The 16,651-nt window shown below is 66.3% G+C and carries 19 protein-coding genes; 12 read left to right on the top strand and 7 right to left on the bottom strand.

Annotated features, from left to right (window positions below):
• The 4 genes from ACPUD7_RS12840 to ACPUD7_RS12825 all read left to right on the top strand — a co-directional run bounded on the left by ACPUD7_RS12840 (position 1) and on the right by ACPUD7_RS12825 (position 4,119).
• The gene (locus tag ACPUD7_RS12840) at positions 1–1,176 is read left to right on the top strand and encodes a hypothetical protein (RefSeq protein ID WP_425120117.1); all 1,176 of its coding nucleotides are present in this window, start codon (positions 1–3) and stop codon (positions 1,174–1,176) included.
• Between the two features lie 79 nt (positions 1,177–1,255).
• On the top strand, positions 1,256–2,002 hold the full coding sequence (locus ACPUD7_RS12835; protein ID WP_425120116.1) for a DsbA family protein: 747 nt from the start codon (positions 1,256–1,258) through the stop codon (positions 2,000–2,002).
• Entirely contained in the window at positions 2,002–2,958 is a 957-nt protein-coding gene (locus ACPUD7_RS12830; protein ID WP_135538970.1) for a cytochrome c biogenesis CcdA family protein, read from the top strand. Before ACPUD7_RS12835 ends, ACPUD7_RS12830 begins: the two co-directional genes overlap by 1 nt.
• Before the next feature lie 3 nt (positions 2,959–2,961).
• Entirely contained in the window at positions 2,962–4,119 is a 1,158-nt protein-coding gene (locus ACPUD7_RS12825; protein WP_135538971.1) for a hypothetical protein, read from the top strand.
• Positions 4,120–4,215: 96 nt separating this feature from the next.
• Here ACPUD7_RS12825 and ACPUD7_RS12820 read toward each other — a convergent pair whose 3' ends face one another.
• Entirely contained in the window at positions 4,216–4,593 is a 378-nt protein-coding gene (locus ACPUD7_RS12820) for an IclR family transcriptional regulator (RefSeq protein WP_167854389.1), read from the bottom strand.
• Between ACPUD7_RS12820 and ACPUD7_RS12815 the strand changes: the two genes are divergently transcribed.
• A complete protein-coding gene (locus tag ACPUD7_RS12815) occupies positions 4,561–5,628 on the top strand; it encodes an enoyl-CoA hydratase-related protein (RefSeq protein WP_135538975.1) in 1,068 nt (355 codons plus the stop codon). The two genes, ACPUD7_RS12820 and ACPUD7_RS12815, sit on opposite strands and share 33 nt — an antisense overlap.
• Before the next feature lie 34 nt (positions 5,629–5,662).
• Here the strand turns inward: ACPUD7_RS12815 and ACPUD7_RS12810 are convergent, their stop codons facing one another.
• The 3 genes from ACPUD7_RS12810 to ACPUD7_RS12800 all read right to left on the bottom strand — a co-directional run bounded on the left by ACPUD7_RS12810 (position 5,663) and on the right by ACPUD7_RS12800 (position 8,496).
• A complete protein-coding gene (locus ACPUD7_RS12810; protein ID WP_135538977.1) occupies positions 5,663–6,946 on the bottom strand; it encodes an MFS transporter in 1,284 nt (427 codons plus the stop codon).
• Positions 6,947–7,043: 97 nt separating this feature from the next.
• Positions 7,044–7,925: a formate dehydrogenase accessory sulfurtransferase FdhD gene (gene fdhD / locus ACPUD7_RS12805; RefSeq protein ID WP_135538979.1), complete on the bottom strand. Its 882-nt coding sequence runs from the start codon at positions 7,923–7,925 to the stop codon at positions 7,044–7,046.
• A gap of 4 nt (positions 7,926–7,929) precedes the next feature.
• Positions 7,930–8,496, bottom strand: a complete 567-nt coding sequence (locus tag ACPUD7_RS12800) for a MogA/MoaB family molybdenum cofactor biosynthesis protein (RefSeq protein WP_425120115.1) — start codon at positions 8,494–8,496, stop codon at positions 7,930–7,932.
• A gap of 196 nt (positions 8,497–8,692) precedes the next feature.
• Here ACPUD7_RS12800 and ftsW point away from each other — a divergent pair, with 196 nt between their 5' ends.
• On the top strand, positions 8,693–9,907 hold the full coding sequence (gene ftsW / locus ACPUD7_RS12795) for a putative lipid II flippase FtsW (protein ID WP_425120114.1): 1,215 nt from the start codon (positions 8,693–8,695) through the stop codon (positions 9,905–9,907).
• 78 nt (positions 9,908–9,985) lie between these two features.
• Complete coding sequence (locus ACPUD7_RS12790; RefSeq protein ID WP_135538982.1) at positions 9,986–10,504, top strand: hypothetical protein; 519 nt, start codon at positions 9,986–9,988, stop codon at positions 10,502–10,504.
• A gap of 44 nt (positions 10,505–10,548) precedes the next feature.
• Here ACPUD7_RS12790 and ACPUD7_RS12785 read toward each other — a convergent pair whose 3' ends face one another.
• The gene (locus ACPUD7_RS12785; protein WP_135538984.1) at positions 10,549–11,043 is read right to left on the bottom strand and encodes a hypothetical protein; all 495 of its coding nucleotides are present in this window, start codon (positions 11,041–11,043) and stop codon (positions 10,549–10,551) included.
• Between the two features lie 452 nt (positions 11,044–11,495).
• On the opposite strand from ACPUD7_RS12785, the gene ACPUD7_RS12780 reads away from it, so the two are divergent.
• The 4 genes from ACPUD7_RS12780 to ACPUD7_RS12765 all read left to right on the top strand — a co-directional run bounded on the left by ACPUD7_RS12780 (position 11,496) and on the right by ACPUD7_RS12765 (position 14,419).
• On the top strand, positions 11,496–12,035 hold the full coding sequence (locus tag ACPUD7_RS12780; RefSeq protein WP_135538986.1) for a MarR family winged helix-turn-helix transcriptional regulator: 540 nt from the start codon (positions 11,496–11,498) through the stop codon (positions 12,033–12,035).
• 91 nt (positions 12,036–12,126) lie between these two features.
• Positions 12,127–13,269, top strand: coding sequence for an LLM class flavin-dependent oxidoreductase (locus tag ACPUD7_RS12775; RefSeq protein ID WP_205683329.1), 1,143 nt, complete (start codon positions 12,127–12,129; stop codon positions 13,267–13,269).
• A complete protein-coding gene (locus ACPUD7_RS12770) occupies positions 13,266–13,832 on the top strand; it encodes an NADPH-dependent FMN reductase (protein ID WP_135538988.1) in 567 nt (188 codons plus the stop codon). Before ACPUD7_RS12775 ends, ACPUD7_RS12770 begins: the two co-directional genes overlap by 4 nt.
• 110 nt (positions 13,833–13,942) lie before the next feature.
• Positions 13,943–14,419: a DoxX family protein gene (locus ACPUD7_RS12765; RefSeq protein WP_135538990.1), complete on the top strand. Its 477-nt coding sequence runs from the start codon at positions 13,943–13,945 to the stop codon at positions 14,417–14,419.
• Between the two features lie 38 nt (positions 14,420–14,457).
• Here the strand turns inward: ACPUD7_RS12765 and ACPUD7_RS12760 are convergent, their stop codons facing one another.
• Positions 14,458–15,084 carry a TetR/AcrR family transcriptional regulator gene (locus ACPUD7_RS12760; protein ID WP_135538991.1) on the bottom strand — a complete coding sequence of 209 codons (627 nt, stop codon included), beginning with the start codon at positions 15,082–15,084 and terminating at the stop codon, positions 14,458–14,460.
• A gap of 81 nt (positions 15,085–15,165) precedes the next feature.
• Here ACPUD7_RS12760 and ACPUD7_RS12755 point away from each other — a divergent pair, with 81 nt between their 5' ends.
• On the top strand, positions 15,166–15,720 hold the full coding sequence (locus ACPUD7_RS12755; RefSeq protein WP_135538993.1) for a DUF1453 family protein: 555 nt from the start codon (positions 15,166–15,168) through the stop codon (positions 15,718–15,720).
• Between the two features lie 36 nt (positions 15,721–15,756).
• Here the strand turns inward: ACPUD7_RS12755 and ACPUD7_RS12750 are convergent, their stop codons facing one another.
• The gene (locus ACPUD7_RS12750; protein ID WP_425120113.1) at positions 15,757–15,879 is read right to left on the bottom strand and encodes a hypothetical protein; all 123 of its coding nucleotides are present in this window, start codon (positions 15,877–15,879) and stop codon (positions 15,757–15,759) included.
• Positions 15,880–16,651: the final 772 nt, after the last annotated feature.

Here is a 16,651-nt window from a genome sequence, read left to right as displayed (position 1 = left end):
GTGCTCCGCCCCGCAGCCGGAGCGATGATCCTGCCCGCCTGCCTGCTCACCCTGGCCTCACTGACGGCCTGCACCGGCCTCGATGAGAACAGCGCATCGACCGACCCCAGGCCGGTTCACTCGCCGGCCGAGAAGCACACCCCCTCCACCACTGGGACCGGAGACGGCGAGACGGGTGTCGTCGACCCCGGCTGGGACATGGCGGCCCAGGAGGCCGACGGCGTGTTCCTGTCGCTGCACGAAAATGGCGCGGACCTCGAGTTCCGCGCCGTCGATTCCGCGGGGACGATCCTCTGGACGGCGCTGCGGCCGCGCGTCTGCTCCGGCTTCCTCGTCAGCGAGTCCGAGGCCGGACCCGTAGCCGTCCTCATGGACCAGCAGTCCGGATCGAACGGCTCACTGGCGACCACGGCCTCAGGATTCGACCTCCACACGGGCAGAGAACTCTGGGGCCCGGTCGAAGTGCCCGGGCCACTGCTCGGCAGCGGACTCGTCTTCGCCGGCCCACCGCAGGACTTCATCGGCGAAGGCGGCCCCCGCGTGGCACTCGACCCCGCCACAGGGAAGAAGCTGGCAACCGAGAACGAAGACTCACCCCGGGTGATCACTCTCCTGGGCAGTCATCTCATCCTCGCCGACGGTGGGAGGCTCGTCGCCCAGGACCTCGAGGGCCACCGCCTCTGGGCCCGCGAAGTCGAGGGCCTCGGAGTCTCAGCCGACGAGGCCCGCGAGACGCCATGGGAAGCGATCGGCGGATCCCACGCACTCCTCGGCAGCGCAGGCGACCGGCAGCGCACCCTGATCGACCTGCGCTCTGGCGCCGCTGTCGCCAGCAACATCGACAGCGCCGGCTACGATGCGGGCAGCCACACCCTCATCACGGCCGATGCGCAGCTGCACGGCTTCGACCTCAACGGCACGAAGCGCTGGGACGCACCGCTGGCCGACGACGCTGAGCTCTCGGCCGTCGGCGACGGTCGGATCGTCACTGCAGCCGGGGCCGGGAACGGTCCGAACGGAACCGAGACGAGATCGGCAAGTGACGGCCAGACCATCGATGGGGCCGAGGACGATCCGGCCACCCGACGTTTCGGCGCTGCGCACCATATCGCCGAAACCGGCGCCCGCCTCTTCGGCGATCCCGACAGCCCCCTGCTGTCGCCGAAGAAGCAGTGATCGCGGCAGCGGAATTTTCGACCCGGAAGACCGATGATCTATAGTTTACTAAGCATCTTAGTAATTAAGGAGTGAGGGCATGGCCAAACATGCGGCGCCGCGCACGCAGTACCGCTGGTGGATCCCCGCCGCGGTGGTCGTCACCGCCGCTGCGCTCGTGCTCATGATCCTCGTCATCGATCGGGGCGAGGACGAGGGGACATCGACCACGGCCGACAGCTCCGGCCCCGCTCCGGAAGCAGTCGTCACCGAGGTCGTCGACCCCGAACAGTCCGACCTCGGCGAAGACGACTCCGCTGACGAATCCGACCCGATGTCCGATGGCCCCGCTGATGCACCGGTCAAACTCGTCGTCTTCTCCGACTACCAGTGCCCGTACTGCGCGGCCTGGTCACAGGACACGCTGCCGACGATGCTCGACTACGTCGACTCCGGCGATCTGCGCATCGAGTGGCGAGAGGTCAACGTGTTCGGCTCCGCATCCGAACAGGCTGCGAAGGCCGCCTACGCCGCGGCCCTGCAGAACAAGCACTGGGAGTTCCACGATGCGCTCTTCGCCGACAGCAAGCCGCGCTCGCCCGATGAGCTCACCCCCGAAGCGCTCACCGAGGTGGCCGAGGACATCGGACTCGACACTTCCCGATTCACCACGGACATGAACTCCGAGGAGACAGCTCAGGCCGTGCAGGACAACGCCGAGATGGGCACCGACCTCGGCGCGTTCTCCACCCCGACCTTCATCCTCGACGGCCAGCCCTATGTCGGTGCCCAGCCCACGGACGTCTTCGTCGATGCCGTTGAAACGGCACAGAAAGGACAGCACTGATGGACATCAGCCTGATCAGCGCCTTCATCGGCGGAATCCTCGCTCTGCTCAGCCCCTGCGCCGCACTCCTGCTGCCGGCGTTCTTCGGATCCACCGTCGGGGCGGGGTCTCGGCTGGTGCTCCACGGCCTCATCTTCTACGTGGGCATGCTGCTCGTCCTCATCCCCTTGGGCATCGGCGCCGGCACGCTCGGGGCACTGTTCACCTCCCATCGCGGCGCGATCGTCCTCGTCGCCTCGGTGATCCTCATCGTCTTGGGCATCGTCCAGTTCTTCGGATTCGGATTCGATCCGGCGAAGGTGCTGCCGGGAGCCGATGCCGCCCGGCAGCGCTCCGCGCAGGCGACGGGCTGGACGAAGACCTTCCTCCTCGGCGCCACGAGCGGGATCGCCGGCGTCTGCGCCGGTCCCATCCTCGGCGCGGTGCTCACCCTGGCCGCGACCAAGGGCAGTCTCGTCCTCGGCGGCATGATGCTCGCCGTCTACGGAGCCGGGATGGTCGTGCCGCTGTTCATCATCGCGGCCCTGTGGACCCGCGTGGGCACCCGGACGCGTTCGATGCTCCGCGGGGGTTCGGTGACGCTCTTCGGCCGCAGGATCCCGGTCGTCTCGATGGTCACCGGGATCCTGATGATCGTCATCGGCATTGTGTTCTGGGCGACGAACGGCTTGGTCTCGGCACCGTCGCTGGTGCCGACGACCACGTTGGCCCATGCTCAGGAATGGGTGAGCTCCTGGTCCTCGACCACGACAGACATCATCGTCGTCTGCGTGCTGGCGGTCCTCGCGATCATCCTGTGGTTCCGCCACGAGCGTCGGCGCGCCCGACGCGCCGCTGCCGCGGATCAGCGCGAAGCGTCCTCGGACAAGGACGGTGCGGCCGCCGACCAGAATGACTCGGACGCCTCAGCCGAGGCGTCAGCGAAGCCGTCTCAGTCACCGGGGGCGAAGCACTGAACCATGCGCAGCCGCAGACTCCTCTTCGCCCTCGCCGGACCGCTCATCGGTGTTTTCGCCCTCGCGGGCTGTTCCTCGGCCCCCGACGACTTCGACCGGGCACCGGAGCAGGTCACGACCGATCTCGATGCCGTCGACGCCTCCGATCTGCAGCTGCCGCTCATCATCGAACCCCTCGAACTCGTCGAGCCCGGGTGGGACCTGCCGCCGGCCCACCACGGTGAGGTCTTCCTCTCCGCGAGCACCGGCGACGAGAACCTCGAGTTCTCCGCCGTCGACGTCCACGGCTCGATGCTGTGGCAGGCGAAGCGCCCGAGCGGGTGCACCGGCTTCACCGTCAGCGTCGATGGCGACGGCGATCCCCTGGCCGTGCTCACTGATTCCGACTCGTCGACGGACTGTGACGAGGATGTCACCGCCAGCGCCTTCGATCTCGAGACCGGCAAGCAGAAATGGGGGCCCGTGGACGTGCCCGGCCCGATGCGCGGGCCCGGCACGGTCTTCGCCGCCGAGGATGCCGCACCCACTGACGCTCTCGCCCTCGACCCGGCCACCGGCGAGGCGGTGCAGGACGGATCCACGGATGTGCGCCACCTCGGCGAATATCGGGGAACGATACTGAGCATCGACGGTGAGAAGCTGCGCGCCACCGGTGAGGAGTCCTGGGAGCTGTCACTTCCGGACAACGGCTGGAACGCCGATGAGCTGCGTGCCGCGCCCGGGGCAGCCCCGGGTGAGACAGTCATCCACCTCGACGCCGGCGACGGTGTCGGGCCGGTGCTCGACCGGAAGACCGGTGAACTGCTCGATGACGATGCCCGCGGGGTGGCTGCAGACGCGAACACCGGGGCCATCGTCACCCTCGGAGCGCAGGGGCTGACGGTCATCGATGACACAGGTAAGAACGAACTGCCGGTCTCTGTGCCGAAGACCGTCGAGCTCGAGGCAGCCGTCGGGGGCCTGATCTATCTGCGCGAAGAAGGCACACTGCGGGTCCACAACGCCACGACGGGCAGTCTTGCCCGCGGCTATCCGGCCGAAGGCTCGGGTGTGGTCGCGGTTCCGGTGGCGTTCACCGAAGAGGGGCTGGGCACGCTGCAGGCCGGCGATCGGACACTGCTGGCCACGGACCGCGTCGTCGAGGATCCCGAAGAGTCCTGAGGAGGCGCCTGGACAGGTTCGGTCAGAGGGTGCCGACAGGACCGGTCAAGGATCTTCTCAGAGTCTCGTCCCGCTGAAACGCAGGGCGCCCCGTTCTCAGTCGCCCGGTCTCCCGACGGCTTGGCGGGCCGCTGCGGCGACGAGCGCACCGAGTTCTGCGAATCTCTCGTCGGGGATCCTCTCCTGCGGTCCCCAGATGCTGATGACCCCGATGGGGCTGTGCTGCTTTGCCCGGATCGCAGCCGAGACACCGTGCACGCCATGCTCCAGCTCTCCGGCGGCGACGCTGTAGCCTGCAGTTCGGATATCAGCGAGCTCGGCTTCCAGTTCCTCAGTACGCGTGTGCGTGGACTCGGTGTGACCGGTGAGCGGCGCGGCAAGAACGGCGCGCGTATCACTCTCGGGAAGCCACGCCAGCATCGCCTTGCCTGCCGAGGTCGCATGCAGCGAGACCCTGCGCCCGATCCACCGCACGGTATCAGGCTGGGAGTCGGCGGCACCTTCATCGAAGTCATCCGCGACTTCGTGACCCTTCTGCTGCCGGTCCGCCCCGAGGGGATCCGCACGGCCCTGCACTCCCTCAAGCTGTGGCCAGTGCTCGACGGGGCCCGCGGCCGACCACGCGCCGATGTCGATGCCGCTGTCGAGGCGATCAGCGTGATCGTCAACTGGGCCCTGGCCGACAGCACGGTCTCCGAGCTCGAGGTCAATCCGCTCATCCTTCGACAGGCCCCAACCACTGTCGAGACCATCGGCACGACGGCTCTGATCACCCTCGACCGGCCGAAGGCCAACGCCGTGGACGTCGCAACCAGCAAGGCCCTCTACGCGGCGTTCTCGAAGTTCGAGGCCGACCCTCAGCTGCGGGTGGCGGTGCTCACCGGCCGTGGCACGCGCTTCTTCAGCGCCGGCTGGGACCTCAAGGCCGCGGCCGGGGGTGAAGCAGTCGATGCCGATCACGGCCCCGGCGGCTTCGCCGGACTCACCGAGTACTTCACCCGGACGAAGCCGATCATCGCCGCCGTCAACGGCTTGGCCTTGGGCGGTGGCTTCGAACTCGCCCTGGCCGCCGACCTCATCGTTGCGTCCTCGGCAGCCGAGTTCGCGCTGACCGAAGTGCGGCTGGGCATGATCGCCGACTCCGGCGGGGTGCTGCGCCTGCCCAAACTCCTGCCCACGGCAGTGGCTCTGGAGATGCTCATGACCGGACGCCGGATGGGCGCGGCAGAAGCCGAACGGTGGGGCTTGACGAACCGGACCGTCGAGCCTTCCGAGGTCGTCAGCAGCGCACTCGAACTCGCCGAGGAAATCAGTTGCGGGGCGCCTCTGGCACTGCGGGCGATCAAGGAAGTGGTCTTGGCCACCCAGACGCTCGACGTCGAGGAGGGCTTCGCTCTCATGCGCTCGGGCCAGCTCGAGGGCTACCAGACGATGCTGAGCTCGGCCGATTTCTGCGAAGGTTCGCTGGCCTTCGCAGAGAAGCGCGGTCCTGTCTGGCAGGGTCGCTGACTACCTGTGCTCGGCCCTGGGATGCACCCTCGGTTCAGTGTGTCGTGCGCGCCGCGCGGATGAGCACGAGGGCGAGCAGCACGCACAGCAGATAGGACGCTCCGACGGCGACCCAGCCGAGCGGGAACCCGCCCGGCGAACCGACGACCACACCCATTCCCAGCGGGCCGATGGCGAAGCCGAAGAACATTCCGGCCGTGACCATGCCGCTGGCCGAAGCCATCGAGCCCGCGGGGATGACGCGCATGAGCGCGGCCATGAGCACCACGGAGACCCCGAGTGCGGAGATGCCGTGGAAGGCCACGGCCAGCCACACCAGCAACGGCGAGCCGGCGGCGTCGGCGGTGAAGAAGAGGATCGCTCCGGCCAGGGCGATGAGGGCGAGGACGAGCAGAAGATGCGCCCCCGAGGCGCCCTTGGCCATGCGTCTGGCCCAGGTGACGCGGGCGATGACGCCGATGACTCCGGCCAGAGCCGCGGTAGCGCCGCCGAGGACGAGGGAGAAGCCCATCTCCCGCACGGCGAACAGGGGCATGTACACATTCGTCGCCTGCACGCCGATGCCGTTGATGAGCCCGAAGGCGGCCAGCGCCCACACCATTGCCGGGTGTCGGGCCGGTCCCGCAGGGGACGGTGCACGGCTGCGGTCGGCCGCCTCGGCGGGTGTGGCTGGGGTTGGGGTGCTCGGTGCCGCCTCTGCGGGCGCGTCTGCGGTGCCGACCTGTGAGCTCGGGGCGGGCAGCAGCGGGGTGGTGCGCAGGGATCGCCAGGTCATCGCAAGCAGGATGAGTGGAATGATCGCGACGGTCAGGGCGGCGCCGCGCCAGCCGACGCCGATCGCAAGCACGGGAAACACGAGGCTCGCAACGAGTTGGCTGACCTGGACTCCGGACTGTTTGATGCCGACCCAGCCGATCCGCTTGGCGACGGGGACGCGCTCGAGGAGGATCCGGTTGGTCACCCCGTTGGGGAAGGATTGGGCGATGCCGGACAGGCCTGCGGCGAGGAGCAGCATCCAGAACCCGTCGGGCACGGCCACCAGCAGCAGAGCGAGCGTGGCGAGGACGAAGATGAATGCCATGAGCGAGAGGTCGGAGTGCCGGTCGGCGAGCCTGCCCAAGGTCGCGTTGCCGATGGCCGCGGTGCCAAAGCAAGTGGTGGCCAGGAGACCGAATTGGGCTTCGGAGATGCCGAGCTCGGCAATGATCGAATCGCTGGTGGCGCTGAGGCCGTAGAGCAGGATGGGCCCGGCGGCCACGGCACCGAGGAGGACGGTGAGCAGCCCAATTCCCGGGGCTTTCCGGTCACTGCCGGTCATCGCCGACCTCTGCCGCTCATCCGAAGCTTCCCATCGCTGTTCTGTTCGTCTTGCTCCAAATGAGCATGGTATCCGGTAGGAGGCAGAGCCGGTCAGATCAGTCCACGCGCTCGGGATACGAATACACGTTGAACCTGCCCCTGCGGTTGAATCCGATGACGGTCACGCCGACCTCGCGGCCGTATTCGACGGCCATCGCCGAGGGGGCGCTGACCGCCGACATCATCGGAATGCCGGCCATCGCACATTTCTGCACGAGTTCGAACGACGCCCTGGCCGAGACCTGCAGAACGGTCGATCGCAGCGGCAGACCCCGGTTGGCCATGGCCCAGCCGATGACCTTGTCCACGGCGTTGTGCCGACCGACGTCTTCACGTCCGACGAGCAGTTCGGGTTCTTCTCGGGGATCTTCACCGACAGCGAAGAGTGCTGCGGCGTGGACTCCCCCGGTCTTGTCGAAGATCTCCTGGGTCTCGCGCAGCCGGTCGGGAAGCTCACCGATCCGGGCGGCCGAGATCAGCCGCGGGAACTCATAGTCTTCCTCGTCTTCGAGATGGCAGGAGGCGGGGATGAGCGGGAACGCCGAGGTCTTCGTGACCGCATCGGCGGCTGCGGTTCCGCAGATTCCGCACGAGGAGGAGGTGTAGACATTGCGGGCCGGGGCCGACTCGGGGTTCCACACCCCCGGTCGCAGTCGCACGCGGGCGACGTTGTAGTTCCGGGTTCCGTCGGGGGCGATTCCGGCAGAGAAGTTGATCTCCTCGATGTCATCCATCGCGGTCACGACCGCCTCGGAGAGCAGGTATCCGGAGATGAGCTCGACATCGTTCCCGGCGGTGCGCATGGTCACGGTGTACTGCTCACCGTTGAGCTGGATCTCCAACGGCTCCTCTCCTGCCAGGGAATCAGGTCCCGCGGAGATCTCGCCGGTGGCGTCGAACTTGTGGACTCGGGCGCGGACGGCCTTGCGCATCTGCATGGCTTCAGACCCTCGGTCCGTGATCGGTGGTGTCCTCGACCGACGTCTGGATGTGCTCGAGGAGGTCGTCGATGACCGTGATGCCGTCCTTGACCCCGCCCTTCGAACCGGGGAAATTGATGACGAAGCTGCGACCGCGCACACCCGCGACGCCGCGACTCATCACCGCCGTGGAGGTCGATTCCAGGCCCTTGCGCCACATCGCATAGATGAGCCCCGGCGATTGGCGCTCGAGAAGTTCGGCGGTGAACTCCGGGGTGCGATCGTCGGGGGCGAGCCCGGTGCCGCCGCTGGTGACGATGACGCGGGGACGTTCACCCTCCGGGGTGTCGACGAGGAGCGCGCGCAGCGCCTGACCGACGGGTTCGCCGTCGCGGACGACGACGGCATCGGGGGTCTCGTATCCGCGGCAGCGCAGCCAGTCGACGAGGATCGGGCCCGTGGTGTCGGCGGCCTCTCCCCTGGCCGCCGAGGTGGAGGCGATGATGACGGCGGCGGACCGTCCGGCGCCCAGGAGGGCATCGCCCTGACCATCGGCGGCGGAGTCGGTCACGTTCCTTACAGTGCTCACCCCTCCATCGTACGTCCCCCGCCCCTACACAGTCCTGCCGGAACCTGACTACAGCCGAACTTGCAGGTTGGGCGGACTCCTGAAATGGTGGTCGGTCACAGCGGGACGAGATCAGTGGGGGTTCATGGTCGGTCGAGAAGGCAGTCTGGCTTCGGCGCACTCCGAGCCGTCAGCGAAGATGCGTGTACTGCGCGGGATGTTCAAGAGACCGCCGCGCCTGCTGCCCGGGACGACGATGCTCGTCGTGGCCTGCCTGTGCCTGGTCAGCCTCGGCCTGCTCATGGTGCTCTCGGCGACGTCGATCACCTCATATGACGGTTCCAGAGGCTCCTCCTTCTCCGTCTTCGCACGGCAGGGGATCTTCGCGGTGGTCGGGTTGACGATGATGGCCCTCGCCGCTCTCACTCCCGTCCGGGTCTGGGAGCGGCTGGCGTGGCCACTCGCAGGTGCCGGTCTGTTGCTGCTCGCCCTGCCCCTCGTGCCCGGATTGGGTGCGACGGTCAACGGAAGCACGAACTGGCTGCGGATCGGAAGCCTGCAGGCACAGCCTTCGGAGCTGTTCAAACCCATCCTCGCGGTCTGGTTCGCCGTGGCTCTGGCGCATCTGACCTCCCAGCACTACCGCCCCCGCAAGCTCCTGCTCACCCTCACTCCCGTCATCGTCGCGGCCGGGTTCATCCTCCTCGGAGGCGATCTCGGCACGACCCTGGTGCTCATGCTCATGGCATTGGCAGCGCTGTTCGTGTCCGGAGTGCCGAAGCGGTACTTCGCCATCGCCTTCGGGGTCATCGCAGCGGGCGTCACGCTCCTGGTCATCTCGAGCCCGTATCGGATGGCGCGAGTGCGTGCGATGTTCGCCAGCGACGCCCAGAGCGAGGCCGACGCCCTGGGCCAGCACTGGCAGTCCAACCACGGCCTGTTCGCTCTCGCCTCCGGAGGATGGACGGGAGTCGGTCTCGGAGCCAGCCGCGAGAAGTGGTTCTGGCTGGCCGAGGCCCACAACGACTACATCTTCGCCATCATCGGCGAGGAGATCGGACTCTTCGGAACACTGGCAGTCGTGGCTCTGTTCGGTCTCATCGCCGTGGGGCTCATACGCGCCTCACTGATGAGTCGGAACAGGCTGACGAAGATCCTGGGTGCGTGCGTCCTCGCCTGGATCGTCGGGCAGGCTCTCATCAATATGGGAGTGGTGACGACCCTGCTGCCGGTCATCGGAGTGCCCCTGCCGCTGGTGTCCTATGGCGGATCATCGCTGGTGGCCACGCTGACCGGCGTCGGCATCGTGCTGGCCTTCGCTCGCGCCTCTGACCCGGGTGCGGAACGCCCGCCTGCACACGGTTCGACGACCGATGTGAGCAAGACCGACCACCGCCGAGGCGAGCGCCGGGTTTCGCGGACATCAACGTGAGTCTCGTCCACCGTTGCCCTCTCACTGCCGGATGCGGACGATGGTGTTCGAAGAGCCGTACACGTGAGAGAGGACCCGATGGCGACTCCGAATGCGATCACCACTGGCCGGGGCGCCGATATCGACTCGTGGAAGCACCGCCTCGATGGCGGCTGTGCCCGCTTCTATGCACCTTTGAGCGTCGTGACCTTCGCGCTGACCTTCTTCGCCTATTACGCATCCGAGCCCGACAGCTCGGTTCGATATGGCAACCTCTGGCAGGAAGTCGCGCGGACCGGTCACAGCTTCGATGTCGCGGCCGTGCTCGTATTCCTCGCCGTCATCGTGCTCCTGGCCGTGGCAGCGCTCGAGAAGCTCGGTCCCGCTGGGCTGATCGCCTGTGCCACCGGGGCGGTCGTCATCGGCTCGATGCTGCTGACGACTCCTGGTTTCCAGCGCAAGCCCTCACTCACCGAGGCAGGGATCCTCGACGTCGCATTGAGCTTCCTCAGCGCCGCCGTGCTCCTCGGCCACGGACTGACCCTGATCATCCTCGACCTCGGCGAAAGGCGCCGCCGAGGCAGACCATCGGGATCGGCGCATGCGAAAAGCGCTTGAGAGACAGGCCGCGAATGTCTTCGAATGCCCATGGTCGGCCCGACTCACGGGCCCTGTGGGGATCCGTCCCGTTGCGAACGGATGAGATCGCTCTTCGCCGAGAAGCCGATCATCAGGGTCGGAACCGTGAGGACAAGGGCCCAGGCGACTCTGCGGGAGCGCTGTTCCCCGCAGAGGGCCACTCTGAACGTCTTTTCGGTCTCGAGCCTGTTCACCTTGGCTCTCGCCGTGGCGGCGACGCCGATGTCGGCGGCAGTGTCCATCGCGAACTCGGTCTCTTCGAACATGCTCACGGGGTAGGTCGTCGTCGGACCGAGGGCAGGGAAGCAGATGAAATGATCTCCCTCATAGAACCGCTGGTTAGCTCCATGACTGCCGAGCGTCGGAAGAATGAGCAGCAGGAAGATGACAACCGCGCCGCTCCAGGCGAGGATCCTCTTGCTCTTCGAACTCGACTCCAGACGCGTGTCCTGCCGCTGTGAGGATGCAGAAGTCCGCGCGGAGTGCGGATCAGGCGATGATTGTTCGTGTTCGGACATGTCTGACAGTGTGGCTGCAGGCAATGCCGGGGTCGAGGGCTTCACACGCCTCATAACGATGCCCGCGAGCTCCCCATGTCGATCCGGGGAAGTCCGGTCGCCCCTACCGTGCCACCGCATTCAGTGTCGCGTCATCATCGACCACCATCGTGTGATTGCAATTTCACCCACTCATGGAGAACGCTGTGCACGCTGCGAAGGGCGGCAGGGAACTCGACGGACTCCCCGCCTCGGCAAAACAGTGGTCGCCATCGGATGCTTCGTGCGCCGAAAAGTATCCGATCGTGACCACCGCTTGAGCCGCAGGCCCGCGCTATGAGTCTGCAGCGGATCCTCCAGCCGCTCCCGCAGCGGATCCTGCACCTGTTTCCGCGCCCATGCCTTACCCCCACTTCAGTCCAGGTATTGTGAGGACGAATCGCAGCGAGTGAGACGTCGGCAGAGGAGGCACAGTGGAGGAGCTGTCACTGAGCACGCTCATCTGGCTGCGGATGGCCCGCTTCGTCCAGAACAGCAATCAGCTGTCCAATGAGCACCTGCGTCGGTTCGGACTCTCCGTCGCCCAATTCGAAGCCCTGGCCCATATCCGCAACTTCCAGCCGATCACTCAGACCGACCTGGCCCGCGGACTGACGGTCAGCGGAGGCGGCATCTCCCGGATGCTCGCTCGCCTCGAGCGCGAGGGCCTCATCTGCCGGCAGCAGGACTGGAAGACCAAACACATCACGCTCACCGACAGGGGCGCCGAGGTTCTTGCTCGGGCCTACCCCTCGCAGCTCGAACAGCAGGCGTCGCTCTTCGACGAGGTCCTCGACGAGGAGGAGAAGACGACGCTGCACGCGCTGATGAAGAAGCTCTACGAGCACAGCGTCGATCGTCGCTCAGATGCTGACCAGCACCCCGCGCCCGAGCAGGCTCCGGAGACCGAGCAGGCTCCGGAGACCGACCCCTCGGATGAGACCAGTCCCTCGGAAGAGACCGACCCGCGCTGAGGAATAATTCGTCGCAATCATCAGTTGACATGGCAAATGACATTCTGAGGTCGCCCGTTCCGGTCGGCCGCCCTGCCACAGAAGAGAGACGATGAGCACAAACGCACCGCAGCAGACCACACCGGTGATGGACCAGGTCGGCATCGACCCCGGCCAGGGTCTGCAGTTCGGGATGTACAGCCTCGGCGATCACCTGCCGAATCCCGCCGATGGCACACGTGTCAGCGCCGGCGAGCGCATCCGCGAATTCGTCGGCTACGCCCAGGCGGCCGAGCAGGCCGGGTTCGACTTCTTCAGCGTCGGGGAGAGCCACCAGGAGTTCTTCGCCTCCCAGGCCCACGCCGTCATCCTCGGCGCCATCGCACAGGCGACGAACACGATCCGCATCGGCAGCACCTCGACGATCGTGAGCACCTCGGACCCGGTGCGGGTGTTCGAGAACTTCGCCACCATCGACCACCTCTCCGGCGGGCGCGCCGAGCTCGTCGCCGGACGTGCCTCCCGCGTCGGCCTGTTCCGCCTCCTCGGCTACGATCTGCGCGATTACGAGGAGCTGTACGAGGAGAAGTTCGACCTCCTGCGCAGAATCAACACCGAGGAGCGTGTCACCTGGTCGGGACAGTTCCGCGCGCCCCTCGACGACGCCGAGGTCCTCCCCCGCCCGGCCCATGGCAGCCTTCCGATCTGGCGCGCTGTCGGCGGCGCGCCCGCGAGCGCGATCAAGGCCGGTCTGGCCGGTGTGCCCATGGTCATGGCCCATCTGGGCGGGACCACCTCGTCGTTCAAACCCACGATCGATGCCTACCGAGAAGCGGCCCGGCGTTCGGGCTTCGACCCTGCCACACTGCCGGTGGCCACCGCCGGCTTCCTCTACACGGCAGAGACCTCGCAGGACGCCCTGCGCGAGTTCTACCCGCACATCAACGAGGGAATGAAGCGCACCAACGGGCAGGGCATGCCCAAACAGCTCTTCGCCCAGAGCGTCGACCCGGCCAGCATCGTCAACATAGGCAGTCCCCAGCAGATCATCGAGAAGATCCTCCACCAGCACGAGGTCTTCGGCCATCAGCGCTACCTGGGACAGATCGACTTCGGCGGCATGCCCTATGACCGGGTGATGGCTCAGATCGAGACACTCGGAACGGAGATCATCCCCGCCGTAAAGAAGTACACCGCGAAGCCCGAGGGCACCACCACCGAGGAGAACGCCCCCATCGAGGAGAACGCAGAATGAAGCTCGTCGCCCTGTCCGGTTCGAACGTCGGCACGAAGACTCGGACCGTCATGGAGCATGTCACCCAGACCGTGATGACTCGGGATCCGACCATCGAGGTAACGCTGATCGACCTCGCCGAGCTCGACATGGTCTTCGCCGACGGCCGGAATTTCACCGAGTACACCGGCGACACCGCACGGGTGGCTCAGGAGGTCATGGACGCCGACGCGGTCATCATCGGCACTCCGATCTTCCAGGCCTCGATCCCGGCGGCGTTGAAGAACGTGTTCGATCTGCTGCCGGTCGACGCCCTTCGCGACAAGGTCGTGGCCATGGTCGCCACCGCCGGATCCGCCAAGCACTACCTCATCCTCCAGCAGCAGCTGCTGCCCATCCTCACCTACATGAAGGCCCAGGTCGTCAGCCCGTATGTGTTCGTCGAAGAGAAGGACCTGCACCGGGGCCAGATCATCAACGAGGATGTCATCCAGCGGCTCGACCGTTTGGTCGAGGACTCCATCGTGCTGACAACCACCTTCTCCCGCATCCGGGAGGACAGGGAGGCCGCCTACGGGTTCTGAGCCCGGCTCGATCCCGATCACCTCGGGTGACAGACGATCCTGTTGCCAGGCTCTGTCCATATTCGGCCAATAACGTGTAGTTGTCATTTCAACCAACACCGGAGGTCTCCGTGTACGCAGCAGCTGGACTCCCGCCCCTCATCCGCGACATCGTCACCCTCATCGCTCGCATCGGCCTCGGCGCCATCGTCATCGCTCACGGATGGCAGAAGTTCGACGAATGGACCGTCGCCGGAACCACCGAATCGTTCTCACAGATGGGCGTGCCCTTCCCAGAGATCGCCGCGCCGTTCGCCACCTTCGTCGAGCTCATCGGCGGCGCCCTGCTCATCCTCGGTGCACTGACACCGCTTGTCGGCGTCCTGCTTGCCGCTGATCTCATCGGCGCACTGGTCATCGTGCATGCGGTGCCGACGCCGTTCGTCGACCAGGGCGGCTGGGAACTCGTGGCGGCACTGGCCGCAGGTGCCCTTCTGCTCGCCGCAGCCGGCCCCGGACGCTGGAGCGTGGACAATGCACTGTTCCGTGGGAAGAAGGGACAGCGCTCAAGTCGGTCCGTCGCCGCACACTCGCCGGCCGAAGTTTGAGGTCGCGTCGCCGCGCACTATCGACGGGCGACTGAGACTCAGCCCCTCAGCCCTTCAAGATGCGCAGAGAGCACGACCTTGGCACGGTCGGGCGTAAGCACGTCCGGGTGCAGGGTCGAGCGCAGCGTCAACCCATCGATGAGCGCGGCGAGCGAATCGGCTTCGAGCTCGAGGTCGAGATCGGCGCGCAGGACGCCGCGCCGGTCCATATTCTCCAGGGTGCGAGCCATGAGTGCGCGGGTCCCACGCACCGAGGTCTCGAAGACGTCGGCGAGATCCGGCTGCGTGCGCGCCTCCTCCTCGAAGGCGAGCCACACCACCGACTCCCGTCGACGCACGCCATCGAGCGGGAGCAGTTCGGCGAGGAAGTCGGCGGTCCTGGCCTTCGCCTCATCGCTGCTGAGCGTCCCGGACTCGAGCGCGGGCAGCAGAGCCTCCAGCCGCTCTTCGAGCCGTGAGCTCACCCGCTCGACCAGCGTCTCGAGGGCGAATCGGACGATACCTTCGGCGGTTGTGAAGTAGTGGCGGATCGACCCGATCGCCAGTCCGGTCTCCTCGGCGATCGCCCGCAGCGACACCCTCGAGAATCCGTGGCTGAGAACGATGTCGAAGACGGCATCGGCGATGACTTCGCGGCGGTGGGCGGGATCGACGAACTTCGGCATAGATCTTTTATAGCACACTCCTGCTACATCGTGATATCTTTTTAGCACGCTTCTGCTATATCAAGGAAAGGCAGACCTGCCATGCGTGCAGCACTGATCGCCATTGCCGTCATCGTCATCATCATCGTCGTCATCGTCCGACGGTTCCGCGGTGAGCCCGTCGACGCGAGGGACCTCGCAGTGCCTCCGGTCATCCTGCTGGCACTCTCGGCCAAGGAGCTGTGGGGCTTCACGCATTGGACGTCGGCGAACATCATCTTTCTCGCCGCCTCGATCATCGTCGGCATCGGTTTCGGCATGCTCCGCGGCGCCTCGACCACCCTGTTCGCCAGGGACGGGACGCTGCATCAGAAGTACACAGCGAAGACCCTGATCGTGTGGGCGCTCAGCCTCGCGGCGGGCCTGGGCCTGCACTTCGGCGCCCGTGCCATCGGTGCCGAGGAAGCGGTTCGTCCGATGACCCTAAGCATCGGCCTGAGCCTGCTGGGCGAGGCGATCACCTGCGGGTGGCGTGGTCTGCGCTCGGGCATTCCCTTCAGCCAGCGCCCCTCGGGAAGCCAGAAGGACTCGCAGAGCCGGGTCGACGACTTGAGTTCGCAGCTGTCTCAGCTGCTCGACCGCGAACGTCGACGCTGAGACCACCGCGACGATGCCAGGGCGACCGCGACCACCTCACCCATCGACAACGCGGCAGTCGGAATAGTCGGGCAGGACGATGTCGGCGGATTTCGCGAACTGCCTCGCCAGTAAGTCGCGCAGCGGCCACCGACCGGCCAGCCGCATCGATGTACGCATCAGCCAGATGCCGAGATCGCTTCTGGGCGCGAACCCCGCACCTCCGCCTGGCAGCTCCTGGGACTCGACTGCGTACGGGCGAACCAGGCGATCATAGGTGCGACCCGCGAGCCGAGGGTCATGGCATCGCGCGAGCTGTCCAGCCAGGACATAGGCGCCGACCAGCGCCACGCTCGTCCCCAATCCACTCAGCGGGCTCGGAGCCGCCGCCGCGTCACCGATGAGTGCACATCTGTCCTGCCACCATCGATCCATTCTCACCTGGCCGAGCTCATCGAAAGCGAAATCCTCAGCATTCGATGCTGCAGGGAGAAGGTCTTCGGTGTGCCATCCGGCTCCGTCGAACCGCTCTCTGAGCAGTGCGAGCTGCCCCTGGCGATCGTGCCGGTCAATGCCGGCCCCGTTACCTTTTAAGTAGCCTCAACATCCGTCAGGATAGAAGGGGTCGCTGGCCTGAGGACCTCGGCATGATTCATGCCCCCAGTCGTCATGATCCGGGGGGTGTTGTCACCGAGGTTCGAAGGCACCAGGGAAATCGCTGATAGGGGCCAGAACCACTGGCAGAACACATGCCTCGAGCCCGACCGTAACGTGGATGCCGAACCCCGGAGCCACCCAGCACCACCGGCCAGCCGAACCACTCATAACCGCAGTCACACCAGTCGAAGAAGATGAGTGACATGATCACCAACCACGACACCATTGACGTATTCATCGGCATCGATGTCGGCAAACACGACCACCACGCCGTGGCGCTGGCCAGGGACGGCAC

It is taken from the genome of Brevibacterium sp. FAM 24630 (genome assembly GCF_049804075.1).
GTDB lineage: Bacteria > Actinomycetota > Actinomycetes > Actinomycetales > Brevibacteriaceae > Brevibacterium.
Note: the sequence above shows the minus strand (reverse complement) of the source record. Positions and strands in the feature narration are given on the sequence as shown.

What these genes read in the sequence shown, in the direction of transcription:
- ACPUD7_RS12835 (WP_425120116.1), top strand. Translation starts at nt 1,256, where the DNA reads ATGGCCAAACATGCGGCGCCGCGCACGCAGTACCGCTGGTGGATCCCC.
- ACPUD7_RS12830 (WP_135538970.1), top strand. Translation starts at nt 2,002, where the DNA reads ATGGACATCAGCCTGATCAGCGCCTTCATCGGCGGAATCCTCGCTCTG.
- ftsW (WP_425120114.1), top strand. Translation starts at nt 8,693, where the DNA reads ATGTTCAAGAGACCGCCGCGCCTGCTGCCCGGGACGACGATGCTCGTC.
- ACPUD7_RS12825 (WP_135538971.1), top strand. Translation starts at nt 2,962, where the DNA reads ATGCGCAGCCGCAGACTCCTCTTCGCCCTCGCCGGACCGCTCATCGGT.
- ACPUD7_RS12760 (WP_135538991.1), bottom strand. Translation starts at nt 15,084, where the DNA reads ATGCCGAAGTTCGTCGATCCCGCCCACCGCCGCGAAGTCATCGCCGAT.
- ACPUD7_RS12755 (WP_135538993.1), top strand. Translation starts at nt 15,166, where the DNA reads ATGCGTGCAGCACTGATCGCCATTGCCGTCATCGTCATCATCATCGTC.
- ACPUD7_RS12775 (WP_205683329.1), top strand. Translation starts at nt 12,127, where the DNA reads ATGAGCACAAACGCACCGCAGCAGACCACACCGGTGATGGACCAGGTC.
- fdhD (WP_135538979.1), bottom strand. Translation starts at nt 7,925, where the DNA reads ATGCAGATGCGCAAGGCCGTCCGCGCCCGAGTCCACAAGTTCGACGCC.
- ACPUD7_RS12790 (WP_135538982.1), top strand. Translation starts at nt 9,986, where the DNA reads ATGGCGACTCCGAATGCGATCACCACTGGCCGGGGCGCCGATATCGAC.
- ACPUD7_RS12785 (WP_135538984.1), bottom strand. Translation starts at nt 11,043, where the DNA reads ATGTCCGAACACGAACAATCATCGCCTGATCCGCACTCCGCGCGGACT.
- ACPUD7_RS12770 (WP_135538988.1), top strand. Translation starts at nt 13,266, where the DNA reads ATGAAGCTCGTCGCCCTGTCCGGTTCGAACGTCGGCACGAAGACTCGG.
- ACPUD7_RS12750 (WP_425120113.1), bottom strand. Translation starts at nt 15,879, where the DNA reads ATGCGTACATCGATGCGGCTGGCCGGTCGGTGGCCGCTGCGCGACTTA.
- ACPUD7_RS12810 (WP_135538977.1), bottom strand. Translation starts at nt 6,946, where the DNA reads ATGACCGGCAGTGACCGGAAAGCCCCGGGAATTGGGCTGCTCACCGTC.
- ACPUD7_RS12815 (WP_135538975.1), top strand. Translation starts at nt 4,561, where the DNA reads ATGCAGCGAGACCCTGCGCCCGATCCACCGCACGGTATCAGGCTGGGA.